The sequence below is a fragment of the Cedecea sp. B1(4) genome, assembly GCF_059414925.1.
The window spans coordinates 142,156-167,219 of record NZ_JCAHMZ010000007.1 but is presented as its reverse complement, the minus strand read 5'-3'; the positions used below and the strand labels follow the sequence as shown (position 1 = coordinate 167,219).

Sequence of the window (25,064 nt, the reverse complement as noted above, 5' to 3'; positions counted from 1 at the left end):
AATAACCATAAAAAAATAGCCGCCTGGGGCGGAAAAAAGCCGTTTTTTCTGCGTTCGGCAACATAAGGCCGGACATCGACAAAGGACTATCATGAGCAGCGCAACATTGCAGATGCGGGAGCACTTTGAGACGTGTCTGGGGATTGTTCGGCAGGCTTCACTTCAGATCCTGCCGCTATTGAATATTCGTGCCGCCGATGGCAAAGATCCGCAGTGGTTTTTCCAGCAACTGGAGCAGGCCCGTATGGCGCTGGGCAGTTGGGGGGCGGTGGCAAAACGGCTGAATCTTAACGACTCTGAGATTTCACAATTCACGCTGTTGCTGCGCCATTTGCAGCAGCTGGTACCGCAGTATGAAAGCGGGCAGGAGGTTAGCCAGAACCAGCTCCTCGCCGCCCTGCGATTCACCAGTTATCTGGAGCATGTGCGCTTCAAGCAGCCCTTGCTGGGCTACTCCACCGAGCTTTCCTCCGACGTTGACGGGCTACAAAAAGGCGCCCAGCAGCAGATGCGCGCCATTGAACTGATGCTGAAAGGGCTAGTCAATCAGGCGTGGGAAAACCAGGCGGAGCTGGTTAATCAGTTAAAAAGCCAGTTTGGGGCTGACAAAGTTCGCCGCTGGCTGAAGCGAGGCGAGCGGGGCGATGTGCTGAGCGGCATGAAGTTCAGCGAGCTGGCGCTGATGCTGGTGGATAAGAAAGAGTTTGCCCATCACTACGCCAAAGTTTACCAAAACTCGCCTCAGCTGGGTTTTCTTATCGACCAACGTAAAACCCTGCAAATCTTCCTCGATGGCACCCGTCAAATCCGCAACGACCTGATGCACAAGCAGCCGCTGACGAGCGTGCAGGTGGCTTTGCTGGATAGCTATTTCGGTGAAATCAGCGGCCCGGTACAAAAAGCCTTTAGTGAAGGCCGCACTAAAGTGAATCCCTCCTCGCTGCTAGACGCGGATGATGCGGCGCTGCAAAGCTACCTTGAACAGGCGCGTAAAAATCATGCGGCCCAGGGCGGCGATCCGGCAGAGATCAGAGAATCCATCGAGCGTTATGACCCGCGCACGGCCAAAAAACAGCATGATACTACCGACATGATCTCCACCGCGCTGTGGGCATCGGTAGGGATTGTGGTGGTGGCAGTGGCGGTGATTGGTCTCTATCTGTTAAGTGATGCTGCTTCAAAACCTGAGGTGACGGCGGCTCCGCCAATAGTGAGTACGCCGGTGCAGCAGAAAGAGCGGCCGGAATCCAACAGCCCGCGGGATATGCTTGCCAATATGGGCATCACCTGGGACGAAAATAACCTGCGGGCGGCGATTAACCGTAATGACGCGCGTATTGTGCGCCTGTTTATGCAGGGCGGGATGAACTGGAAAGTCTATTTTGCCGAGCAGGCGCTGGCGGTGGATGACCGCGATGTGTTGACCATTTTGCTGCAATACCGCCCGCAAATGGATGAAACCCGGCCCTGCCGCAGGCTGATTGGCTCCACCGAGTTAGGCATGAAGAAAGGGCAGAAGCTGACTTCGTTAAGAAAGCAATTCCTCGCCAGCTTCTGCAGTTCAGCCCCGGCGGTACAGCGCCAGAAAGAGGAAGTAGAGCGCGCTCAGCTGCGCCTGGCGGCGCAGAAGCAGCGCTATGAAGATGCGACCGCCCAGGGGCTGGAGCCAGAGCCGGTTGATGAGCAGACCGTCAAAATTCAGCAGGCGATATACAACGCGATGCGCTAGCCGTGCCGGGCAGCCTTCGGGCTGCCAAATGCATTACAGCAGTCCTTTATCACGGAACGTCGCGGCGGTGGCTTCATTCAGATCGTAGCTCGCCAGATCCTGCGGGCTGACCCACGCGTACTGCTCAAACTCTTCGTTAATGGTTATATCGCGGTTTTCGCTGATGCAGTCGAACATCAGGTAAATCATGTACACCTGCTCCTGGCTGCCGTCGGCGTAGGTTTTCACCCGCACGTCATCGCGGAAGGTCCATGGCTCAATGTGCGAGATAATCAGCGCTTCACCCAGCTCTTCCCGGATCTCACGCCGTAGACCTTCTGCCATGGTTTCACCTGGCTCAAGGCCGCCACCGGAGAGCGCCCACTGGCCGGGAAATACCCCGCGATCTTGTGGCATTTTGCACAGCAAATATTGGCCCTGATTCTGGATAATCGGGCAGGCAATCACTCTTTGTCGCATGGTCATCTCCCTGAAAATAAGCCGCTGAGTTATAGCACAGATAAGAAAAAGGGTCTGCGCGCTGGCAGACCCCCGGTGAATAAAAACTATTTGGTACAGATTGTTAGAAGCGATACTGAATCCCGACGCCATAGGTATAGCTGTCGTTACTCAGGCCCGCGGAACCGCTGCCCTGAGACCAGGTTTCCCCGGTATTATTATTTCGGGTTTTTGTTGATGCTTTTGCTTCGGAAAAACGCGTCCACGTTAATTCCGTGTACAGTCGGGTATTTGGCGTAACGTAATAACCGGCGGAGACGGTTGCGGCATAATAATTGGAATGACTACTTTTCTCGCTAAAGCTCAGCTGACGCATATAGTGCTCGTCATTATCCTGAGCATTAACCAGCGGGCTGAATTTAAATTGCCCTGCAATATCAAAGTCCTGATAGCGGTAGCTACTGGTCAGCCCAATATACGGCACGCTGAATTTCTGACTATACCCAATTCCCGGTTTCCCGGCGGGGAACTCACCGATAAGTGCACCGTTGAAATAATTGTATGAGCCGCCTCTCGCCGTCCAGCTATAGCGAGTTTCCTGGTAGCCGGTTACCACGCCGAGATTGTATGTCGGCTCCTTCAGCAGCCAGCCGGTAAGGTTGAAATCGAACTGGTTGGCATAATTCAGGCTGGTATCCGGGTGGATGGATTTGTCACTCCAGTGGCTCTGGCCAGGCGTTTGCCAGTCATAGTCGGACATGTGCGAGCCGCGAGAGGCGAAGGTTGTCCAGCCGTTAGCATTGAGGGTGATGTAGCGCTGTGCGTCCCAGCTAATACCGCCTTTAATAATAGGGGTATTTTTGATTTTCCATTTCAGTTCACTTAATTTACTGCCATCGCCTTGATTATAAACGAGCTCTTTAGATTCTCCGTTTAAAATGCTGGTGGAAATATTGGTGGTGAATGCATCGGGTGAAAAATTAAAGCTGGTTGAAGCTAGCAGCGCCGGGCTAAACAGCAATGCGGCGGCTACAGGCAGGTATTTTTGCTTGTGCATGATGTATCGTTCTGTTTTCTATCACATTGGTTTGGTGTTGCAAAAAATAAACCTGTACGGACAGGTTAAGGGCCGTAAAGGGTTATTGTTACGCGATAAATTATGTTGTTGAAAATTATTATTAGTTTGTCTTGCCAGGCAAAACGGGTGCTATTTTATGGACCGTTCCTTGACAGGGGAAAGATTATTTTCTACTGGTGAATATTTGAGCGGTGAATCGTTTGATTTTAAAGAAAATTAAAATTGTAGCTTTTTGTTACAAGGATATATCATAACTATTCATATGTATTTATTGAGAAAATTTAGCTTAAGTCGTGCCTGGTGAATTTAAATATGTAAGCGAACTAATAATTATTTGGCGATGAAAGTTTTGCTGCTCGTAGCATATTCATTTCATTCTCTTTTTTACATAATGCGTGCCACCGCGCCGCTGAGCACTCGGCGTAATATCGCAAAAACGTAAAGCTGCTACCCTGCATGCCGACACTATACCCAGACACTTTGACCAGGAATGACTTATGGAGCCGTTACTGACCACCCCGCGCCTGACGCTGCGCAAGTTTACTCGTGCCGATTTGCCCGCTTTTATTGAATACCGTAACCAGCCGGAAGTTGCTCGCTACCAGAGCTGGGATGGCTATAGCGAAGCCGATGCCGAGGTGTTTTATGCCCAGCAGGCGTCGCTGGACTTTAATACCGATGAAAGCTGGTTTCAGATTGCGGTGGCCCGCAGCGAAGACCAGCGTTTATTGGGTGACGTTGCCGTTCACTTCTTCGATGAAGGCCAGCAGGCAGAGTTGGGCATGACCTTTGATGAGAGGCATCAGCGTCAGGGCTTTGCTTTTGAAGCTTTGCGCGGCGCGATTGATCTGTTGTTCACCACCTTCAACAAGCATCGCCTGGTGGCGACGGTTGATGCCAGGAATGACGCCGCCGCTGGCCTGCTGGAAAAGCTGGGTTTTCGTCGGGAAGCACACTTTCACAAGAATATTTTCTTTAAAGGTGAGTGGGGGGATGAATATGCCTATGCGCTATTGCGCAGCGAGTGGAAATAAACAATGGCCTGCTTAGCGGGCCATTATTTATTTAGCCGTGGCGAATAGCGAATAATATCAGTGAGCCAGTGCAATATTCACTTAGCGTTATTTTATGATTTTGTGCGTTTTAATTTAGCGCCTAAGGCGATGTTTAGCTTTTGTTTAACCTTTAATTTACATTCTTACTATACTCGTTCGAATCCCTTTCAGGTATGCATTCGCTGTCTTCCGGCGGCGTGCTTCTATTCGTCTTTCAAAAAATAAAATGTTCCGGAAATTCATCTGTTAAAGACATTATCCGGAGCAGTGGCAAGGACATCAATATGTCAGATTTAAACATCACTCTTGATACCGCAGCCCTGACGCATCCGCTTTCTCAATGGGGCAATACGGCTGCTGAGTCGGCTGTGAGCGAGCTGGAACAGGGCAAAGTTGTTTTTCTGCCGCAGCTGGCGTTTGCGCTGACCGAACAGGAAACCGCGCTGCTTAACCCAGCGGTCGTGGATCCGAAACGTAAAAACATCAGCTATCAGCCCCTGAAGGATAAATTGACCGGCGTGGCTGTAGCCGATCAGGAGCCAGAAGTTCGCGCCCTGCTAAAACGGCATTACGAATCTTGCCTGCAGCTGATTGCCACTCTTCTGCCGGAATACCAGCAGGTGCTACATTCGCCGACCAATAGCCTGCGCCTGCACCCCGTTAAGCAGTGGACGCAGAACACTTCCTGGCGTAAAGACGACAGCCGCCTGCACGTGGACGCGTTCCCGTCCCGGCCCAACTATGGCGAGCGTATTTTGCGTATTTTCACCAACATTAATCCGGCCGGTGAAAGCCGCAGCTGGCGCGTGGGTGAAGCCTTCCCGACGCTGGCCGAACGCTTCCTGCCGCGCCTGAAAAGCTATTCCCCGGTAAGCAGCTGGCTGCAGAACGCCGTCGGCATTACCAAAAGCCGCCGCAGCCATTACGACCACCTGATGCTGCAGATGCACGACGCGATGAAGGCCGATGCGGATTATCAGAAGCAGGGCCCGCAGGTGGCCATTGATTTCCCACCGGGCAGCAGCTGGATCTGTTTCTCTGACCAGACGCCGCATGCCGCGATGGGCGGGCAGTTTATGCTGGAGCAGACGTTTTTACTGCCGGTAGACGCCATGCAAAATCCACAGCATTCCCCGCTGAAGGTGCTGGAAGGACTGCTGCGTAAGCCGCTGATTTAGCCATAATGAGCGCGTGTAAAAAGCCGCTGGTGCGGCTTTTTTATTGGTAATCCGTAGAGGCAAGACTGCGCTGTTTATTTTCTGAAGTAAGTAATGATTTTCTTTAGAAATGACGGTGATACTTCTTTTTTTGCCCACGATGGATTAAGTAAATCATCGGGCGATAAGTATAAGTTGCCGTCATCGTCCCGGACTTTTGCATTGAGCGCGGCGGCGATATCCAGCATTTTGCAATACAATGCCTGAGCAGGCGATTTTGCAGAAATATTCCCTGTATGCCAGTCCAGCCAGTTAATTTCATCCCCTCGCCAGATGACATGATAGGGTCCATTTATGGGAGAGAAACTGAGCTCAGGATCGTTATTTACATACTGAATCCATTCTGCTGCAAGAATAGGATTACTCTCCCCATCCCATGCATGTTCCGTTCTGGTGATATGCATTTCCCAGCCCATAATATATCTCCGCTTTGTACATTATTTTTGATATCAGTTTATGCAGAGATAAATATCATGGCTGAGTATTTTTCCACAGATATAAAAAAGGCCAGAGCGATCTCTGACCTTTTAGGCATTTCCCTGGGGGGAATTAACGCATGGTGACAAACTCTTCCGCTGCGGTCGGGTGGATCGCCACGGTGTTGTCGAAGTCTTTCTTGGTTGCGCCCATTTTCAGCGCTACGGCGAAGCCCTGCAGGATTTCATCCATGCCGAAGCCGATGCCGTGGATCCCGACGATTTTCTCGTCCGGGCCAGCACAGACCAGCTTCATGCGGCACGGCTGGCGGTGAGAGGTCACGGCGGTGTACATGGCGGTGAAGGAGGATTTGTAGACCTTCACGTTATCGTCGCCGTACTGCTCGCGCGCCTGCGGTTCGGTCAGGCCCACGGTGCCGATTGGTGGGTGGCTGAACACCACGGTCGGCACGTTGCTGTAGTCCAGATGCTCGTCCGGCTTGTTGTTAAACAGGCGCTCGGACAGGCGACGACCGGCGGCAACCGCCACCGGGGTCAGCTCAACCGCACCGGTGTTATCGCCCACGGCATAAATCCCCGGCACGTTGGTGTTCTGGAACTTATCTACCTTGATGTAGCCTTTGGCGTCCAGCTCAACGCCGGTTACCTGCAGATTGAAGTTGTCGTTAGCCGGTTCGCGGCCGATCGCCCAAATCAGGGTGTCGACGGTTTCCGCCCGCCCATCTTCCAGCTCAAGCGTTAGGCTGCCGTCTGCATTTTTCACGACCGCTTTCGGAATCGCGTTGGTGTGCAGAGTTGGGCCTTCTGCTTCGATGACTTCCAGCAGCGTTTCAACGATCAGCGGGTCGAAGGTGCGCAGCGGCGCATGTTTGCGCACGAACAGGTGCGTTTCTGAACCCAGAGCGTTAATCACGCCCGCGATTTCCACCGCGATGTAGCCCGCGCCAACAACCGCCACGCGTTTTGGCAGGCCCGGCAGCTCGAAGAAGCCGTCGGAGTCGATGCCGTACTCAGCGCCAGGGATGTTCGGGTGGCTTGGGCGGCCGCCGGTAGCGATCAGAATATGGTCTGCGGTAATGGTTTCGCCGTTAACTTCCACGGTGTGGGCATCAACGAACTTCGCAAAGCCGCGGATCACGTCCACTTTATTCTTACCCAGTACGTTGTCGTAAGAGGTATGAATACGGTCGATATAGGCGGTGCGGCTGGCGATCAGCTTGTCCCAGTCGAAGTGGTTCAGCGTGGTGTCAAAGCCGTAGTCCGGGCCGTAGTTGTGGATCGCTTCGGCGATCTGCGCCGCATGCCACATCACTTTTTTAGGCACGCAGCCGACGTTCACACAGGTGCCACCCAGATCCTTCGCCTCAATCAGTGCGCATTTCTGCCCATACATTGCCGCACGGTTAATCGAGGCGATACCGCCGCTGCCGCCGCCAATGGCGAGGTAGTCATAATGTTTGGTCATGATGTTTCCCTTTTGAGTCGAAAATTAGGCGCGATTGTATCGCGCCGGGATAAAGGTTCTACCGATTACTGTGATAGCCACGCCATACTTCAAGCTGCAGCGGCATTGGCTAGCTTTCTTATTCAGGCACAATCCAGCTCAGCGTGGTGGAGCCGGTCCCCGTTGGCACCAGCTTTTTGTGCAGCCACGGCAGCACGTTCGCCATCTGCTGTTCCAGCTTCCACGGCGGGTTAATCACAATCATGCCGGAAGCCGTCATGCCGCGCTGGTCGCTGTCCGGGCGAACCGCCAGCTCGATCTGCAGGATGCGGCGGATGCCGGTCTCTTCCAGGTCGCGGATCATGCGTTTGATTTGCTGACGCAGCACCACCGGGTACCACAGCGCGTAGGTGCCTGTGGCAAAACGCTTATAGCCTTCGGCAATCCCTTTCACCACGTCCTGGTAGTCGGTTTTGATCTCATACGGTGGGTCGATGAGGATCAGGCCACGGCGGGAAACTGGCGGCAGCTTCGCTTTCAGCTGCTGGTAGCCGTCGGCGCGCTCCACGCGGGCGCGGTTGTCTTTCTGGAACTCCGAACGCAGCAGCGGGAAGTCGGACGGGTGCAGCTCGGTCAGCTGCAGGCTGTCCTGCTCGCGCAGCAGGTGGCGGGCAATCAGCGGGGAGCCTGGGTAATAACGCAGGTTGCCGCTGCGGTTCAGATGTTGCACCGCGCCAATATAGGCCTCCAGCTCGGCAGGCAAATCGTCCTGCTGCCAGATGCGCGCGATACCTTCCAGATACTCGCCAGTGCGCTCCGCATGTTCACTGCTCAGCTGGTAACGCCCGGCGCCTGCGTGAGTGTCGAGATAGAGAAACGGTTTCTCCTTCTCTTTAAGCGATTCAATAATCAGGCTTTGAACGGTGTGTTTTAGTACGTCGGCATGGTTACCGGCGTGAAAGCTGTGGCGATAGCTGAGCATGAGGGATGGTGTTCCACGAATAAGAAAACAAATTTCCCACAGTTTACCGCAGATTGCGGCAGATTACCGCCCGGCGCGGGGCTGTTTCAGTCGGGGAGAAAGCGTTTCAAAACATAACGGTGTCATAAAAATGTCAAATCACCAGGATAGCGTCGCTGCCAGGCAAGGTAATTGTTTGAATAAAAGGAAAAATAATGAAACTTCGTATTTCTATGCTGACCGCCGCGTTAGCCGTCTCTCTGCCCGCGCTGGCAAAGGACGTGTCTCTTCCTCAGGCCGCGGCGATAGCCAATAGCGTGACCCCGGCCAACAGCAGCCAGCCGTTTGATGAGCTTGAAACGCAGTCCCTGGCGGCGTTGCGCACTGCCCTGAAAGGCGATGCGGATAAACTAACCCGCGACCAGTTGGATAAAGCGAAGCAAAGCAAAAAGCTGGCGGATACCGCCTGGCTGAAGGCGAGCGGCTATGACTTCCAGACCAAAGCTAACCAGAAAGCGGGTATTGAGCTGCTTTCTGCCTTCAGCAAGTTGCCGGACTCGGTGATTAAGCAGAACCTTGAAACCGTCACCAACATCAACCTGAACGCCGTGCAGACTTCGCGTCATCAGGCGCTGGCGGATGCCGAGGGCATCAACCACCTTTACTTCCTGAGCGATGCCATGGGGCCGCGTCTGGGGAAAGCCTTCCTGGCCGCCTACGATAAAGGCGAGCTGAGCAAAGCCGCAGCGCTGATTAAAGCCTCCGAAGTCAGCACCAGCGCAGCGAAGAAGCACTTCAATAACCCGCGTCCGTTCCTGATTCAGGGCAACACCATTCACCTCGTGCCGGACGATGTGGTGATTAAAGACAACAAACCGTACACCGCAGACGGCGGCTCCTTCCCAAGCGGCCACACCAACACCGGCTATACCGACGCGCTGCTGATGGCCGAAATGGTGCCGGAGCGCTTTGAAGCCCTGGTTGAACGCGGGGCGCGCTACGGTTACTCGCGCATTGTGCTGGGCGTGCATTACCCGCTGGACGTGATGGGCTCCCGTATGGTGGCACAGCGCAATGTCGCCAACTACCTGAACGACCCGAAATACCGCGCGTTGTTTAACGAAGCTCGCGATCAGCTGCGTACCGCGCTGGAAAAAGAGTGCGGCACCACTTTGGCTGAATGTGCGAAATCTTCCGCAAAAGACGATCCGTACCGCGCCCCGGCGATGAAAGAACTTTACCGCTTCACCATGACTTACGACCTGCCGCAGCAGAAGGGCGAGAAGCAAGCCCTGAAAGTACCGCAAGGGGCGGAAGTTCTTCTGGAAGCCGCGCTGCCTAAGCTTTCCGCCTCCCAGCGCCGCGACCTGATGGTGAAAACTGCGCTGCCTGCGGGTTACCCGCTGTCCGGCACGACGGCAGACCAGCAGTTCTGGCAGCGCCTGAACCTGCCAGCAGCCTACGCAATGGCCGCGAAATCCCACTGATTTACCGCCCGGGGCAGCGCCTGCTGCCCCATTTCCCGGCGACCGCAGCGCAACGCCCGGGATTGAAATTCGCTACACTTAACCCCATGCTAGACTCCATGCACAAAGCGCCGCTTGAGCGCTTCTCTCTCCCTTTTAATCAGGAACGCGCTTATGACCAATCCTTTACTGACCTCTTTTGAGCTGCCGCCGTTTTCCGCCATCAAACCTGAGCATGTTGTTCCGGCCGTGACTAAAGCGTTGGACGACTGCCGTGCGGCGGTGGAAAGCGTGGTTGCGCAGGGCACGCCTTATAGCTGGCAGAACCTGGTTCAGCCGCTGGCAGAAGTGGACGATCGCCTGGGCCGCCTGTTCTCCCCGGTCAGCCATCTGAACTCGGTACAGAACAGCCCGGAGCTGCGCGAAGCCTATGAGCAGACGCTGCCGCTGCTGTCCGAATACAGCACCTGGGTTGGCCAGCACGAAGGCCTGTATAACGCCTACCGCGATCTGCGTGACGGGGCGAACTACGCCAGCCTGAGCGTCGCCGAGAAGAAAGCGGTGGATAACGCGCTGCGCGACTTCGAGCTGTCCGGGATTGGTCTGCCAAAAGACAAACAGCAGCGCTACGGGGAGATCTCCGCTCGTCTGTCCGAGCTGGGATCCACCTACAGCAACAACGTGCTCGATGCCACCATGGGCTGGAGCAAACTGATCGCCGACGAAGCCGAGCTTGCCGGAATGCCGGAAAGCGCCTTAGCTGCAGCGCGCGCTCAGGCGGAAGCCAAAGAGCAAGACGGCTGGCTGCTGACGCTGGATATCCCAAGCTACCTGCCGGTGCTGACCTACTGCGACAACCGTGCGCTACGCGAAGAGATGTACCGCGCCTATTCCACGCGCGCTTCTGACCAGGGCCCAAATGCCGGGAAGTGGGATAACACCCCGGTGATGGAAGAGATTCTGGCGCTGCGCCACGAGTTGGCTCAGCTACTGGGCTTTGGCAACTACGCGGAAAAATCCCTGGCCACCAAAATGGCGGAAAACCCGCAGCAGGTACTGGAGTTCCTGTCAGACCTGGCCAAACGCGCCCGTCCGCAGGGTGAAGCCGAGCTGGCTCAGCTGCGCGCCTATGCGAAAGAGCATTACGGCGTGGAAGAGCTGGAGCCGTGGGACATCACCTGGTACAGCGAAAAACAGAAACAGCATCTCTACAGCATCAGCGACGAACAGCTGCGCCCGTACTTCCCGGAAGAGCGCGCGGTAAATGGCCTGTTCGAAGTCGTGAAGCGCATCTACGGCATCACCGCCAAAGAGCGGAAAGATATCGACGTTTGGCACCCGGACGTGCGCTTCTTCGAGCTGTATGACGACCAGGGCGAGCTGCGCGGCAGCTTCTATCTCGACCTCTACGCTCGCGAGCACAAACGCGGCGGGGCGTGGATGGATGACTGCGTGGGCAAAATGCGCCGCGCCGACGGCTCGCTGCAAAAACCGGTGGCCTATCTGACCTGTAACTTCAACCGCCCGGTGAACGGCAAACCTGCGCTGTTTACCCACGATGAAGTGATCACCCTGTTCCATGAGTTCGGTCACGGCCTGCACCACATGCTGACCAAAATCGAAACCGCGGGCGTGTCCGGTATCAACGGCGTGCCGTGGGATGCGGTCGAGCTGCCAAGCCAGTTTATGGAAAACTGGTGCTGGGAGCCGGAAGCGCTGGCGTTTATCTCCGGCCATTATGAAACCGGTGAATCCCTGCCTGTTGAGCTGCTGGAAAAAATGCTGGCGGCAAAAAACTACCAGGCAGCGCTGTTTATTCTGCGTCAGCTGGAGTTCGGCCTGTTCGACTTCCGCCTGCATGCGGAATTCAACCCGGAGCAGGGCGCGAAAGTGCTGCAGACGCTGGCCGAAATTAAGAAACAGGTTGCCGTGGTGCCGGGGCCGAGCTGGGGCCGCTTCCCGCACGCCTTCAGCCATATATTTGCCGGTGGTTACGCGGCGGGTTACTACAGCTACCTGTGGGCCGACGTGCTGGCGGCGGACGCGTTCTCTCGCTTCGAAGAAGAGGGTATTTTCAACCGCGAAACCGGCCAGTCGTTCCTCGATAACATCCTAACCCGTGGCGGTTCGGAAGAGCCGATGGAGCTGTTCAAACGTTTCCGCGGGCGCGAGCCGCAGCTGGACGCGATGCTGGATCACTACGGTATTCAGGGTTAAGCCACCACGTGAAAATCTGTTTACTGACTGAAGCAGGCGCCGACTCCGGCGCCTTATCTGTTTTGAGCGAGCGCTGGCAGCTCGAGCATGATGAAGAGGCGCTGATGGCGCTGGTGCTGACGCCTGAAAGGCTGGAGTTACGCAAACGCGACGAGCCAAAGCTAGGCGGCATTTTTGTTGATTTTGCCTCCGGCGCGATGGCGCACCGCCGTAAGTTTGGCGGCGGGCGTGGCGAAGCGGTGGCAAAAGCCGTGGGCGTGAAGGGCAGCTATCTGCCGGACGTGGTTGACGCGACGGCTGGGTTAGGGCGAGATGCCTTTGTGCTGGCGTCCGTCGGTTGCCGCGTGCGGATGCTGGAGCGCAATCCGGTGGTAGCCGCGTTGCTGGATGACGGCCTGCGCCGAGGCTACGAAGATCCTGAAATCGGTGGTTGGCTGCAGGAGCGATTGCAGCTGATTCATGCCTCAAGCCTGACGGCGCTCAGCGATATTACGCCGAGGCCGGATGTGGTGTATCTCGACCCGATGTTCCCCCACAAGCAGAAAAGCGCGCTGGTGAAGAAAGAGATGCGCGTTTTCCAGTCTTTGGTGGGGCCGGATGAAGATGCAGACGGGCTGCTGGCCCCGGCCAGAGCGCTCGCGAAGAAAAGGGTCGTTGTGAAGCGCCCGGACTACGCGCCGCCGCTGGCCGACGTCGCCACGCAGAATGCTGTGGTGACCAAAGGGCACCGGTTTGATATTTATGCCGGGACGCCGGAGTAATCGCGCTGTGACAGCCTCTCTTCCCCGGTGGCTTTTGGTCACAACGGTGCTCTATGAGGGATCGGCTAAGGCTCCGTTCACTTCCAGCCATACTTTATCTGTAGCTCTTGTACCGGTGAACGTCTTAGGGGAGTCACCGTCACTCCCCTAAGAACCCGGACTCCCGGCGAAATAAATCGACCGCGTGAGCGGCAAACCTCCGTTTTATCTCCCAGTCCTGGGTCGGCTGAGATGCGTTCCCGACGCTCTCATCCTCCGGCCGTTCCCGACGGCCGGACCCTGGCCAGTCGGAGAGAAAACGGAGGCGATTTAAGCCGGAACCGGGCCTCGCTTTAAACCCACAGCCACGCATAAGCGTCACAGTCGCTGCAAGTCCGCAGCCATGCTCTTGCCCCCGGAAAATTCATGACTAAGGGGCTGTGACACACGGAAGAAGGGGAAAACCGAAGATTTATACTCTATTCAGTCCCCTCTCCCCTGTGGGGAGAGGGTTAGGGTGAAGGGAAAATGTTACTCGTCTTCGTCATCACGCAGCGGAACAATCAGCATATCCACATGCACGGTATTGATCAGCTGGCGTGCAGAGGACATCAGCTTGCTCCAAAAATCCTGGTGGTGACCACAAACCACTAAATCCATATCGTATTTTTTAATGGCGTCGACCAACACCTGGCCCAGATCGCCGCTGCCGCTCAGGGTTTCGGTAATCGGGTAACCTGCCCCGGTAGACAGCTCGGTGAGCGCGTGGTGAGTCTCTTCGGAAATGCGTTTCTGCATATCGCCCAGATTGACATCAATCAGCCCGGTATACAGATCGGAGTAATTCACATCGACATGAATCAGGGAAACTTTCGCGTTGTAAGGCCGAGCCATGGAGACGGCTTTTTCTACCAGGACTTTGCTCTCAGGGGAGAGGTCAACCGCGATCAGAATGTGTTTGTAAGCCATAATGTTACTCCTTCCATAAGTTATCGATGACTCTCGCCGTCATCTTTTAAACCGTAGCGGCATGAGCTACGGTCACCCGATCTAAAGACTTCAATTGTAGATGGTATTTCGCTTTTATCGAACCTTCTTCAGCCCGACAATGCGCCATCCCTCAATCACATTCAAGCGAAAAATGAATGCGGCCACTTTGATAAAGATTAACGCGGTGGTAAAAAAATTAAGGGATCTCCTACACTATTAAATGAGCCGGGCGGGAAGAGATCTGTGACCTGTATCGGTTATTCGTTGCAGGATTGTCTGACAGGGTTTTCGGGGAGAGCGGTCGTCCCGAAGCAAAGGCTTCGAGGGCTTCGCCGGGAGGGGTACATGATCAGCACCGTCGCGCTGTTCTGGGCGCTTTGTGTAGTTTGTGTGGTGAATATGGCGCGCTATTACTCTTCACTGCGCGCGTTACTGGTGGTGCTGCGCGGGTGCGATCCGCTGCTGTATCAATACGTTGATGGCGGCGGTTTTTTCACCTCACATGGTCAACCCAGCAAGCAGGTCAGGCTGGTGCGCTATATCTACGGCCAGCGCTATGTCGATCATCATGATGAAGAGTTTATTCGCCGCTGTGAGCGCCTGCGCCGCCAGTTTATTCTGACGAGTTCGCTGTGTGGTCTGGTGGTGATTAGCCTGATTGGATTAATTATCTGGCACTAGTTGTAGGGCAGCGTTATGGACAAGCATAAAAAAAGCGGGCCAGTTTCCTGACCCGCTTTTTCTTTGGCTACGGCTTACACGAAGCGCAGCGCAATCCAGTACAGCCCGCCGGAGAGCAGAATCGAAGCCGGTAAGGTAAATATCCAGGCCATCAGGATATTGGTTACCGTCTTACGCTGCAGGCCGCCGCCGTCCACGATCATGGTCCCTGCCACGGAGGAAGAGAGCACGTGGGTAGTGGAAACCGGCATCCCGGTGTAGCTTGCCAGACCGATAGAAACGGCTGCCGTCATCTGCGCGGACATCCCTTGCGCATAGGTCATGCCTTTCTTACCGATCTTCTCACCGATGGTGGTCGCCACGCGACGCCAGCCGATCATTGTACCCAGACCAAGAGCCAGAGCCACCGCCAGAATAATCCAGACCGGAGCGTACTCGATGGTGCTAAGCATGTCGCCTTTCAGTTTCTTCAGCAGGCGCTGGTCGTCGGCGCTCACTTCCGGCAGCTTCGCCACTTTATCGGTAGTGTCGGAGATGCACAGCATAATGCGACGCAGCTGGCTACGCTGCTCAATGCTGAGCTTGTCGTAGCTTTCGATATCCGTCAGCATCAGCTTCGCGCGATCCAGCGCGTTAATCGCGTTGGCCGGGTGGCAGTGGAACTGAGCCGGTTCAGTTGCGCCCGCTTCCGGAGAAGGGATCAGCTGTTCTGAGCCGGTGGCTTTCTTCAGCAGGTCAGGACGTTGCTGGAAGAAAGTTTCGACGTTGTTCACCGCATCGCGAGTACGGGTGATTTCGTAGCCGGAAGCATTCATGTTAACCACGAAGCCCGCCGGTGCGACGCCAATCAGTACCAGCATAATCAGACCGATGCCTTTCTGGCCGTCGTTAGCGCCGTGAGAGAAACTCACGCCGATAGCGGACAGGATCAGCGCGATACGCGTCCAGAAAGGCGGCTTTTTCTTGCCGTCTTGCTTTTCACGTTCCGCAGGCGTCAGGTGAATACGCTGCTTTTTCTTGGTGTTGCTCCAGTAACGGCGCAGCAGGAAAATCAACCCACCGGCAATCACCAGCCCGACAATCGGGGACAGAATTAAGGAAGCGAAGATCCCAATGACTTTCGGGATATTCAGCGCGTCGACAACCGAGGTGCCGGTCAGCAGCGCGTTGGTCAAACCGATACCGATGATGGCACCGATAAGCGTATGGGAGCTGGAGGCCGGCAGACCAAAATACCAGGTGCCGAGGTTCCAGATAATAGCGGCCAGTAACATAGAGAACACCATGGCGAGACCATGAGAAGACCCTACGTTTAACAGCAGATCTGTAGGCAGCATATGCACAATGGCATAGGCCACGCTCAGTCCACCGAGCAGAACGCCGAAGAAGTTAAACAACGCAGCCATTGCCACCGCAAGTTGCGATCGCATAGCGCGGGTATAAATTACCGTTGCTACTGCGTTGGCCGTATCGTGGAAACCATTAATGGCTTCGTAGAACAGCACAAATGCCAGAGCAAGCAAAAGTAAAAGCCCGGTGTGAAGATCCAGGCCGGCAAACAAATGTAGCATAGACGTTACGCCATTTTGAGGACATGAACGCGGCGCATTATGTAAGACAACCTCCACCGCGGCAAAGTGAAATCTGGACTTTTTTTGATTTTAGTCGCCATCTGGCGCACAGGTGGAATGATTTACATTTTGTTTATCAATCACCTGCATTTGTTATTCACCTTAAAGCTGGTGCGACCAGCCTCAGGTCTTTACAATCCGTTGCCTTAAGCATAGTCGGGAGTCGGTCGTGGAAAAGTTTGATGCCATTATTATAGGTGCGGGTGCAGCAGGAATGTTTTGTGCGGCGGTTGCCGGGCAGGCGGGCAGCCGCGTATTGCTGATTGATAATGGGAAAAAACCGGGCCGTAAAATCCTGATGTCCGGCGGCGGACGCTGCAACTTTACCAACCTTTATGTCGAGCCTGCGGCGTATCTGAGCCAAAACCCGCATTTCTGCAAATCTGCGCTGGCTCGCTACACCCAATGGGATTTTATCGACAGGGTGGGCAAGCACGGCATCGCCTGGCACGAGAAAACCCTCGGGCAGCTGTTCTGCGACGATTCTGCCCAGCAGGTAGTCGATATGCTGGTGGCCGAATGCGAGAAAGGCAAAGTAACAATGCGCCTGCGCAGCGAAGTGCTGAGTATTGAACGCGACGAGCAGGGGTACACCCTGCAGCTAAACGGCGGCAGCGTGCAGGGCGCGAAACTGGTTATCGCCAGCGGCGGTCTGTCGATGCCGGGGCTGGGGGCGACGCCGTTCGGCTATAAAGTCGCCGAACAGTTTGGCCTGAAGGTGCTGCCGACCCGCGCGGGCCTGGTGCCGTTCACGCTGCATAAACCTTTGCTCGAACAGTTGCAGGTGCTGTCCGGTGTCTCGGTGCCGTCCGTCATCACCGCAGAAAACGGCGTCAGCTTCCGTGAAAGCCTGTTGTTTACCCATCGTGGCCTGTCCGGCCCTGCCGTTTTGCAGCTTTCCAGCTACTGGCAGCCGGGCGAATTCGTCAGCGTGAATCTGCTGCCGGACACCGATCTGGACGGTTTTATTCACGAGCAGCGCAACGCGCACCCAAACCAGAGCCTGAAAAACACGCTGGCGATGGTGCTGCCGAAACGCCTGGTTGAGTGCCTGCAGCAGCTGCAGCAGATCCCGGACGTCACGCTGAAGCAACTTAACAGCCGTCAGCAAAGCGAACTGGTTGACACCCTGCAAGCCTGGCGCGTACAGCCCAACGGCACCGAAGGCTACCGCACGGCGGAAGTGACTCTCGGCGGCGTGGACACCAACGAACTTTCCTCCCGCACCATGGAAGCGAAAAAATCCCCGGGCCTCTATTTTATCGGCGAAGTGATGGACGTCAGCGGCTGGCTGGGCGGCTATAACTTCCAGTGGGCCTGGAGTTCTGCCTGGGCATGCGCGCAGGCGCTGGTGGAAGGCTAACTCGCCGCTTTTCGAGTGCCGATGATAGATTGTGATATGTTATGCACTATTGCAGCTATTTGAGGGCTAAACGTGACAGATTATGACGCATTGCCTGAACAGCGCCAGGCGATGATCCACCAGATCCTGACCGAAACGGGCAGGGTGATCGGGGCTGATGTGGCGCGGAAGCTGGGCGTGTCCGAGCACACCATCCGCCGGGATCTGCAGGAGCTGGCGCGTCGCGGCCTGTGCAAAAAGGTTTATGGCGGGGCCATCAGTCAGTTCCAGCAGTCTGCCAGCTTCGAAACTCGCGTGTCCCAGGATGTGGGTGAGAAATCCCAGGTGGCACGGAAGTGCGCCGGGATGATCAAAGCTAACACCTGCGTGTTTCTCGACGCCGGTTCAACCTATCTGGCGATGGTGGAGTTTATCCCCGAAGAGCTGGATCTCACCATTGTCACCAATTCTCCGCAGATTGCAGCGGCGCTGAGCGGGCGCACGCGGGGCGAACTGATTTTGTTGGGCGGCAAAGTTAACCCGCTGACCGGCAGCACGCTGGGTTCCGACACGGTAAATCAGCTGCGCGGCATGGTTTTCGACCAGACCTTTATCGGCGTGTGCGGGCTTGATCCGCAGGCTGGCCTAAGTGCGGTTTATTACGAAGACGCCTGTTTTAAGCGGGAAGTGCTGAGCCAAAGCAACGAGGTGATTGCCGCCGTGACGGCCAACAAGATGTCCCAGGTGGCTCGCTATAAAGTGGCACCCTGCGAAGACATTGATATTGCGGTGGTCAGCGCCGAAACCAAAATTGCCGATTTCGGCGGCGTTAACCTGCGGATTGAAGTCGCGGGCTAAAGAAACAGGCGGCGTGTATGCCGCCCTGCTTTAACCTTATTTTTGCAGCGCCAGCAGGCTTTTTATCGTGTGCTGGACCGCGCTTTCATCATTGCTGCCGGTAATAAATCGGGCCGCGGCCTTGGTCTCTTCAAACGCATTACGCATCGCGAAGCTGTATTCAGCCTGGGCCAGCAGCTCCAGGTCGTTATAGCCGTCGCCAAACGCGAGAGTTTCCGCCGGGCTGACGTTCAGTAACTGCTGGAGCCTTTGCACCGTTGTTCCTTTGTGAACACCGTAATCCGCAATATCTATCCACGCCGCTTCGGACACCACGATGTAGACGTCCTGCTCAAATGGCTTGAGTACCGGGCGAGTCTGCGGGCAGTTTCCGGCTTCGTCATAGACGCTTATCTTCACGAAATCACACTCGAGCTCGGCGAAAGAGTCCACCAGCGCCAGGCTGGCGTAGGACTGGCGCATTTTGTCCTGCAGCCGCTGCGGCACGTCTTTGCGAACAAACGCGCTTTCGCTGCCGCAGGCAACAATAACGTGGCTGTCACTGGCTGCTTCCAGCGTGTCGATAATGCGTAATCCCAGCGCATTATTGATAAGCGACTCGTAGACATATTCGCCGTTCCTTTTAATGCGCGTGGCGCTGTCGCCGATGATCCATAAATCCTCGCGGTAATCGGCGAACAGCTCTTCTACCCGCTGGCACTGTTTGCCGGTACAGGCGGCGAAATGGACGCCTTGCTCGGCCATTAAGCGGTGGGTCTGGGCAAATAATTCACGGTCATAGTCGCCGCGGCTATTGAGAAAAGTGCCGTCGAGGTCGGTAATAATTAGCTTTATCATGCTGTTATCCCATCGGTAAGTGTTCTGTAGGCGTTTATATTTTTAGTTTTGAAACGAAGGGCAGGTTGCGATACTTGTTTTGCCACGGCATGCCGTAGCCAATGAGCAAATCGTCATTGTCCATGATGTAGGCATAGCATTGCTCGACGGGGATCTCTACGCGGCCAGGCTTCACAAATAAGGTGGCGATGGAGAGCGATTTCGGGGCGTAATGTTCGATTAAATGCTCGACCAGACGCTTCATGGTCCCGCCGGACTCAATGGCGTCATCCACCAGGATAACGTCCTTCCCCCTGATGCCAATATTGTCGTGGTAAACGATGGTAGAGCTGTTGTTTCTGTCGCCGGGCGTGTGCGGGCAGGAAATATAGTCCATTGAAATATCGAAGGTGAGCTGCCTGACCAGATCGGCGGTAAACAGGATCCCACCGGGCACGACCGTGATCACTACCGCTTCGTGATAGCGACTATTCAACTGCCTAGCGACTTTGGTGACACCATCGGCAATCGTCGACTCATTAATCACGATGTGTCCTACATGATTGTTTCTCACTGCTGCATCCTCGCTAAAGTGTTATTGCTCGTTGTTGCTCGATTAAAATAAGATTGAATGCTCGATTGTGCAATATTAGCGTAAGATTAGCGTATTTTTTGTGATCAAAACCGATCTTGCAGGAAGGCGGTGCTCAATACTGCATTACCGAGCATTGAGCAAAGAGCGTTACAGGCGGAGATCGAAACGGATCGGCAGCGTGAGGGTTATTTGCGGCTGGCCTGGCGCGATATCGTCCGTGGGGGCGGGCAGCGGAACCGCACGAGTCGGCAGGGCAAGGGCTTCGCGATCCAGCGTTGGCGTACCGCTGCTTTTTGCCAGCGCCACGCTAAGGACCTGGCCCTCCCGGTTCAGCGTCAGGCTCAGATAAACCACGCCCTTGGCCTGCTGACGTAAAGCCTGAGCCGGGTAACGTTTGAAGCGGTCGAGCCGCTGGCGCAGTAGCCCGACCCAGTTCACTTCGCCTGGGCTGGGGGCGCTCACCGCACTGCTTCCTGCCCGACCGGCGCTTTGCTGCGGGTGGCTGGCGGGCGCATGCGTTTCAGGTGCAGGAGGTGTTGGGGCCGGCGGCACTTCCACATCGTGCGGCTTAACCGGCTGAGGTTTGGTGATGACTTTATGGTGCATTTTTTTAGCCACAACGAGCTCCGGGTTCGGGGCCTCCACGCTCTTCACCGCTTCTTTTGACTCGGCCTTTTCCTGAGGTGTGGCCGACTGGATCTGTTTGATCTTATCGGGCTGCTTTGCTGGCGTGGCGACAGAGGCCGGATCGTCTGTCGGGAGGATCATCAGCGCAACAGGCGGTGGCGCGGTGGCCGGTTGCTCTTGCGTGGGCCGGTTGGTTAGCCAGAGAAAAACGCCCGCGTGCAGCAAGAGCGCCAGCACCAGCCCGATGCTGCGGCGTGTGGGAGGCAGGCCGTCGGACCAGGCAGGAAAGGGCTGTCTTATCGGCAGGGTAGAAGGCATGACAAAATACTCCGCAGCCGGGCTAAGGGCTGTTGTTTCAGTGGGGATAAGAGAGAGGACACGCGAAACGCCCAAACGGGCAGGCTGACATGAATAACGAGACAACTGACATGGATTACTCCGTCTCGAAGCATTATTCACTGCGTGAAAGGCTGACCCAGTAACGAGATAGCGTATTTATTCTGACGGGCAGGACGCGGGGGAGCGCAGCCAGAATCTGGTCAGTATCCGCCAGCGGGAAAACGCCGGACAGCCGCAGGGCCGCAATATCCTCGTCGCAGCGCAGGACGCCGGGGCGGTAGCGGTTAACTTCCCGCAGAAAATCGCCCAGCGGCATATTGTCGGCCAGCAGCTTGCCATGTACCCAGCCAGGCTCTTTTTCACCGCCGTGCAGGCCCCCGGATTCGGCCTCGCTAAGCCATGCGCCCTGGCCTGCCGCGAGCTGTAGCCCGGCGAGGCCGGAGTTGCGCGGATAAAGCCGGACTGCGCCGTGGTAAACCGCCACGCGGGTAAGTCCCGGTTCCAGCTTTACCCGGAATTGGGTGCCCAGTGCGAGCACTTTGCCGTGTGGCGTCGTCACGCAAAAAGGCCGGGGCCATGCCGCCCGCTTTTCCTGCTGCCCGGTCGTAATCAGCAGGTCGCCGCCGAGCAGCTCAATCTGGCGCTGTTGCCCGGTAAAATCCACGTTTAGCGCGGTTTGGGTGTCCAGTAATAGGCGGCTGCCTTCGCTGAGTTCAATCTGCCGCTGCTCCCCCGTCCCGGTGCGGTAATCGGCAATGAACGCTTCCCAGCCGTGCTGCTGTCGCCCCCATTCCAGCGAACCACCGATCAGCAGCAGAGCGCCTAACCCTTTTAGCGCCCGACGCCTGCCGCTGTTTTTTAACGAAGAGAGGCTCTGCCGCGCCAGTTTGCCGTCAACCTGCCGGAAGCTGGCGCAAACCGCCTCGACGTGCTGCCAGGCACGCTGATTCTCGGCGCTGGACGCCAGCCATTTTTGCCAGTCGGCTTTATCCTGCTCGCTAACGTCGTCCGACATCATCAGCGTCAGCCATGAGGCGGCGGCCCAAGCGCTGTCCCGGTCGATGGCTTGCCCGTTTTGGTCAATAAAAGGATGGGAGGTCATGAGCTGAGCGCGAAGAAACAGTGCAGGTTGGCGCGCTGGAGATACTGCTTCACGGAGCTGCTGGAAACGCGCAGGCGCTCGGCGATATCGCAATAGCGCATTCCCTGCAGGTGGGCCAGCAAAAAGGCTTCCCGCACCTGCGGCGGCAGGCCGTCCAGCGCCGCATCAATCTGTTCCAGCACTTCCAGAATCAGCAGTCGGGTTTCAGGGGAAGGGTGTTCCATTTCCGGCTGAGTCGCCAGCGCCTCCAGCCAGGCCTCTTCGATTTTCTTGCGGCGATAATGGTTGGCAATCAGCCGTCTGGCGACCGTGGCAAGAAAAGGACGTGGCTGGCGAATGGAGGCCAGATCGGGGCTGACCAGAATATTAATAAAGGTGTCCTGAGTCAGATCCTGCGCCTGTTCCGGGCAGCCGACTTTGTTGCGAAGCCAGTGGTAAAGCCAGCGCTGATGATCGCAGTAAAGCTGCTGCGCAACCTGTTGGGAACGGGACATGATGTGACTCACCATTGATCGGTATCAGGGCGTGATAAATATTTAAATGATAATCATTATTATTTTCATTTCTCTATTTTTATGTCAAGAGATTGCGAGGTATTAATGTATTTTTGCGGGCGACGAGAACGCAGCGCCAGCACTGGCGCTGCGGGTAACACACTAGAATTTCTGCGAAATGGTCAGCTTAACGTTGCGGCCGATACCGGACACGGATTCACCCAGGTACGGGTAGTAGTCGGTGTTAAACAGGTTGTCGACGGCAATGCGGGCTTCCATGCCTTTCACCTGCTCCGGCTGCCAGGATGCAAACAGGCCCTGCAGCGCGTAGCCGCTGGTTTTTGGCAGCGCCCAGATGCCCGCTAACGGGTCGCCATCCTGCGGGGAGCGATCCTGTTTACGCACCATGTCCATGGTCCAGCCGAAGGTCATGTTCCACTCCGGGGCTTTTACGCCCAGCGTAGTGTGGGCGGTGACCGGTGGAATTTCTGCAATCCAGGTTTGGTTGCCCCACGGGTCGCGCGGAGAAGCGTCACGCTGCCCACGAATGGTCGAGAAGGAGAAGCTGCCGAAGATACGGCGGCTGTCGTAAAACGATTCAATCTCCAGGCCCTGGATGGTGTAGCCCGGCAGGTTACGATAGTTCGACAGCGGAGAACCGCAGTTAGCGCCACTTTTCACCGACTGCGCCTCGCACAGCACGCCGCGACGGTAGAAGATTTCGTCTTTGCCGCGGTTGCGGAATAGCGTGGTACGAATCTGTACGCTGTCGTCTTCCGCCAGCAAATTATTGAAGTTCAGGATCATCCCGCCACGAATGCTGTTAATGGTTTCCACTTTCAGGTCGCGGCTGGTGCCGGACACGTTAGACAGCGCGTACTGCACGGTGTACTGCTCATCAATGGTCGGCGCTCGCCACGTGCGGGTGACATCGGCAAACAGCGATATATTCGGCGTGGCTTTCCAGACCAGCCCAAGCGCAGGCGTAAAGCCGTGATAACTTTTGCTGCTGTAGTCGTGGCCGACTTTAGGATTACTGCTGTTGTACATTGAGGCGATGTTTGGCTCGCCGGTATTGGTGACGCTGTCGTAGCGCACACCCGGCGTTACGGTGACGCTGCCGAGCGTCATGCTGTCCTGCAGATACAGGCCGCGCGTTTGCTGTTCTCCGGCGGGCATGTAGTACGGCTGGAAGTAGCCGTAGTTGTAGGCGGCATTTTTCTTGTAGCCTGGGTAGTACATCAGCGCATCGCGTTGGTTTTTATGCCAGCTTGCGCCGATTTCCAGCAGGTGATCCACCGGCCCGGTGCTGAAGCGGCTCTTGTTGCTGATCTCCACCAGGTTGTCTTTGTAATCCACCCAGCTCTCATTGCCGAGCGAGCCCAGGAAGCTGGACGCTCCGGCGGAGTCGGGGCGGGTATCATGTTGTTTGGTTTTGGAGTAAGCGTAGTTCAGCGTCAGATCCAGCCAGGGCTTGTCCGCCGGGGCCAGGTTCCACTTCACGGAGTAGTTTTCGTCGGTCTGGTTGCGGTACACCAGCTTCCTGCGCCAGGCCTCGTCTAACCCGTATTTGTCGACATCCGCCTGACTCGGGGCGGCAATTTCGTCCCGCTTGGCGGCGAAGGGCTGCCAGCCGGTGGATTCGGAATGCATGGCCGAAAGCGTCAGCGTCTGCGCGTCGGTCAGGTAGAGATTGGTTTTGGCAAGCCAGGTCCCCTGGCGGTTAGCGGAATAGTCGAAATGCGTGCCGTCCGGGCGGGTAATATTGCCGCCATCGCGTTTGCTGGCGTAGAGCATGCCGTCAGCAAAGCCCTCTGATGTTCTGCCATACAGTGCGCCGCTGTAGATATTCTGGTTGTCGTTGGTGTGGAAACCGTACTTCAGCATGCCGCCAAAGTTTTCGCCGGGCTGCAAGAGGTCGGCCGCGTCTTTGGTGACGATCTTGATGCTGCCGCCAAAGCCGCCGTTGCCGTTGGCGAGGTTAAACGGACCCTTATCGACGTCGATTTGTTTGATTAGCTCTGGTTCGATAAACACCGACCCCTGGCGGTACTTCTCAAACCCTTTGGGCGCGCCGTCCAGCGTTACTTTGATGTCCTCCATGCCGCCCATGCCCCAGATATTCAGGCTTTGCCCGCCCGGGCGCGGTGAACCTGCGGAAGAGACACCCGGCAGCTTATCCAGCAGGGCGGCGACGTTATCGGCCTGAATGCGCTCGATATTCTCTTTTTTCAGCGTTGAGCGCCCGGCCACGACGCTGTCATCCAGGCCGCTGAGCACGGAAAGCTCTGGCACGATAATCGGCGCGCTCTCGCCAGAGGCTGCTGGCAGGGAAACAAGCCGATAGCTATTGCCGTCGCGCACGGCTTTCAGGCCGCTGCCCGCCAGCAGATGATCAAACGCGCTTTGAACGGAATAAGTCCCTTTGAGGCCTGAAGTCGTTTTGTTTGACGTCTGATCCGGGGTGAAGACCAGCAGCACGTTGGCGTCATTCGCCAGCGTTTGCAGAGCGCCGCTCAAAGGCCCGGCAGGCACGGAAAATGCCTGGCTGGCGGCTAAGGGGGCTTCTGCCGCCCAGGATAATGTCGGTAAACCAGTTGCCAGCGCCAGCAGGCCGGATAAGGCAATGCCAGACGCAAGTGGGGCGCGAGGGCGCTGTGCAGGTTGGCTCGCGTCGGAAATGGCCGTAGCCTTTCCGTTATTTTTTATCGTCATGATGTATCCCTGAAGGTGAGTCACAAGAAGTACTGCTTCAGAGAGGTCACGCGAGACTGAAAATCAGGCAGAAAATTTTTAAATTAAAAACG

22 protein-coding genes are annotated in these 25,064 nt (G+C 56.0%); 9 read left to right on the top strand and 13 right to left on the bottom strand.

What is annotated here, in order from left to right; translation table 11 throughout:
* The first annotated feature begins 91 nt into the window (after positions 1–91).
* Positions 92–1,729: an STY4199 family HEPN domain-containing protein gene (locus tag ACR6JA_RS16100; protein WP_213713688.1), complete on the top strand. Its 1,638-nt coding sequence runs from the start codon at positions 92–94 to the stop codon at positions 1,727–1,729.
* Between the two features lie 33 nt (positions 1,730–1,762).
* Here ACR6JA_RS16100 and nudI read toward each other — a convergent pair whose 3' ends face one another.
* Together nudI and ACR6JA_RS16090 are read right to left on the bottom strand one after the other, a co-directional pair.
* Positions 1,763–2,188: a nucleoside triphosphatase NudI gene (nudI, locus tag ACR6JA_RS16095; RefSeq protein ID WP_213713691.1), complete on the bottom strand. Its 426-nt coding sequence runs from the start codon at positions 2,186–2,188 to the stop codon at positions 1,763–1,765.
* 103 nt (positions 2,189–2,291) lie between these two features.
* On the bottom strand, positions 2,292–3,224 hold the full coding sequence (locus ACR6JA_RS16090) for an omptin family outer membrane protease (protein WP_494494163.1): 933 nt from the start codon (positions 3,222–3,224) through the stop codon (positions 2,292–2,294).
* Positions 3,225–3,742: 518 nt separating this feature from the next.
* Between ACR6JA_RS16090 and ACR6JA_RS16085 the strand changes: the two genes are divergently transcribed.
* Together ACR6JA_RS16085 and kdoO are read left to right on the top strand one after the other, a co-directional pair.
* Positions 3,743–4,279, top strand: coding sequence for a GNAT family N-acetyltransferase (locus ACR6JA_RS16085; RefSeq protein WP_213713695.1), 537 nt, complete (start codon positions 3,743–3,745; stop codon positions 4,277–4,279).
* Between the two features lie 305 nt (positions 4,280–4,584).
* Complete coding sequence (gene kdoO / locus ACR6JA_RS16080; protein WP_494494162.1) at positions 4,585–5,478, top strand: Kdo hydroxylase KdoO; 894 nt, start codon at positions 4,585–4,587, stop codon at positions 5,476–5,478.
* Positions 5,479–5,552: 74 nt separating this feature from the next.
* Here the strand turns inward: kdoO and ACR6JA_RS16075 are convergent, their stop codons facing one another.
* The 3 genes from ACR6JA_RS16075 to ACR6JA_RS16065 form a co-directional block, all read right to left on the bottom strand.
* Entirely contained in the window at positions 5,553–5,933 is a 381-nt protein-coding gene (locus ACR6JA_RS16075) for a hypothetical protein (protein WP_494494161.1), read from the bottom strand.
* Between the two features lie 133 nt (positions 5,934–6,066).
* Complete coding sequence (gorA, locus tag ACR6JA_RS16070) at positions 6,067–7,419, bottom strand: glutathione-disulfide reductase (protein ID WP_008458659.1); 1,353 nt, start codon at positions 7,417–7,419, stop codon at positions 6,067–6,069.
* A gap of 118 nt (positions 7,420–7,537) precedes the next feature.
* Positions 7,538–8,380, bottom strand: a complete 843-nt coding sequence (locus ACR6JA_RS16065; RefSeq protein WP_045784286.1) for a 23S rRNA (adenine(2030)-N(6))-methyltransferase RlmJ — start codon at positions 8,378–8,380, stop codon at positions 7,538–7,540.
* 194 nt (positions 8,381–8,574) lie between these two features.
* Here ACR6JA_RS16065 and ACR6JA_RS16060 point away from each other — a divergent pair, with 194 nt between their 5' ends.
* The 3 genes from ACR6JA_RS16060 to rsmJ all read left to right on the top strand — a co-directional run bounded on the left by ACR6JA_RS16060 (position 8,575) and on the right by rsmJ (position 12,803).
* The gene (locus ACR6JA_RS16060) at positions 8,575–9,846 is read left to right on the top strand and encodes an acid phosphatase (protein WP_494494160.1); all 1,272 of its coding nucleotides are present in this window, start codon (positions 8,575–8,577) and stop codon (positions 9,844–9,846) included.
* Positions 9,847–9,999: 153 nt separating this feature from the next.
* Positions 10,000–12,042: an oligopeptidase A gene (gene prlC / locus ACR6JA_RS16055; RefSeq protein WP_494494159.1), complete on the top strand. Its 2,043-nt coding sequence runs from the start codon at positions 10,000–10,002 to the stop codon at positions 12,040–12,042.
* A gap of 8 nt (positions 12,043–12,050) precedes the next feature.
* On the top strand, positions 12,051–12,803 hold the full coding sequence (rsmJ, locus tag ACR6JA_RS16050; RefSeq protein WP_085540213.1) for a 16S rRNA (guanine(1516)-N(2))-methyltransferase RsmJ: 753 nt from the start codon (positions 12,051–12,053) through the stop codon (positions 12,801–12,803).
* A 510-nt stretch (positions 12,804–13,313) separates the two neighbouring features.
* On the opposite strand, the gene uspA is transcribed toward rsmJ, so the two are convergent.
* Positions 13,314–13,751 carry a universal stress protein UspA gene (uspA, locus tag ACR6JA_RS16045; RefSeq protein WP_039298608.1) on the bottom strand — a complete coding sequence of 146 codons (438 nt, stop codon included), beginning with the start codon at positions 13,749–13,751 and terminating at the stop codon, positions 13,314–13,316.
* 366 nt (positions 13,752–14,117) lie between these two features.
* On the opposite strand from uspA, the gene uspB reads away from it, so the two are divergent.
* Positions 14,118–14,453, top strand: a complete 336-nt coding sequence (gene uspB / locus ACR6JA_RS16040; protein WP_008458643.1) for a universal stress protein UspB — start codon at positions 14,118–14,120, stop codon at positions 14,451–14,453.
* A gap of 74 nt (positions 14,454–14,527) precedes the next feature.
* Here the strand turns inward: uspB and pitA are convergent, their stop codons facing one another.
* On the bottom strand, positions 14,528–16,024 hold the full coding sequence (pitA, locus tag ACR6JA_RS16035) for an inorganic phosphate transporter PitA (RefSeq protein ID WP_008458642.1): 1,497 nt from the start codon (positions 16,022–16,024) through the stop codon (positions 14,528–14,530).
* A gap of 229 nt (positions 16,025–16,253) precedes the next feature.
* Here pitA and ACR6JA_RS16030 point away from each other — a divergent pair, with 229 nt between their 5' ends.
* Positions 16,254–17,447, top strand: coding sequence for a BaiN/RdsA family NAD(P)/FAD-dependent oxidoreductase (locus ACR6JA_RS16030; protein ID WP_494494158.1), 1,194 nt, complete (start codon positions 16,254–16,256; stop codon positions 17,445–17,447).
* Between the two features lie 72 nt (positions 17,448–17,519).
* Complete coding sequence (locus tag ACR6JA_RS16025; RefSeq protein WP_494494157.1) at positions 17,520–18,284, top strand: DeoR/GlpR family DNA-binding transcription regulator; 765 nt, start codon at positions 17,520–17,522, stop codon at positions 18,282–18,284.
* A gap of 36 nt (positions 18,285–18,320) precedes the next feature.
* Here ACR6JA_RS16025 and ACR6JA_RS16020 read toward each other — a convergent pair whose 3' ends face one another.
* The 6 genes from ACR6JA_RS16020 to ACR6JA_RS15995 form a co-directional block, all read right to left on the bottom strand.
* On the bottom strand, positions 18,321–19,121 hold the full coding sequence (locus ACR6JA_RS16020) for an HAD-IIB family hydrolase (RefSeq protein WP_494494156.1): 801 nt from the start codon (positions 19,119–19,121) through the stop codon (positions 18,321–18,323).
* A 34-nt stretch (positions 19,122–19,155) separates the two neighbouring features.
* Complete coding sequence (locus tag ACR6JA_RS16015) at positions 19,156–19,674, bottom strand: phosphoribosyltransferase (protein WP_494494155.1); 519 nt, start codon at positions 19,672–19,674, stop codon at positions 19,156–19,158.
* Positions 19,675–19,842: 168 nt separating this feature from the next.
* Positions 19,843–20,640, bottom strand: coding sequence for an energy transducer TonB (locus ACR6JA_RS16010; protein ID WP_494494154.1), 798 nt, complete (start codon positions 20,638–20,640; stop codon positions 19,843–19,845).
* A 133-nt stretch (positions 20,641–20,773) separates the two neighbouring features.
* Positions 20,774–21,763 carry a FecR domain-containing protein gene (locus ACR6JA_RS16005; RefSeq protein WP_494494153.1) on the bottom strand — a complete coding sequence of 330 codons (990 nt, stop codon included), beginning with the start codon at positions 21,761–21,763 and terminating at the stop codon, positions 20,774–20,776.
* Complete coding sequence (locus ACR6JA_RS16000; RefSeq protein ID WP_166878574.1) at positions 21,760–22,257, bottom strand: sigma-70 family RNA polymerase sigma factor; 498 nt, start codon at positions 22,255–22,257, stop codon at positions 21,760–21,762. The genes ACR6JA_RS16005 and ACR6JA_RS16000 overlap by 4 nt, the downstream gene beginning before the upstream one ends.
* Before the next feature lie 162 nt (positions 22,258–22,419).
* Entirely contained in the window at positions 22,420–24,972 is a 2,553-nt protein-coding gene (locus ACR6JA_RS15995) for a TonB-dependent receptor (RefSeq protein WP_494494152.1), read from the bottom strand.
* Between the last annotated feature and the right edge of the window lie 92 nt (positions 24,973–25,064).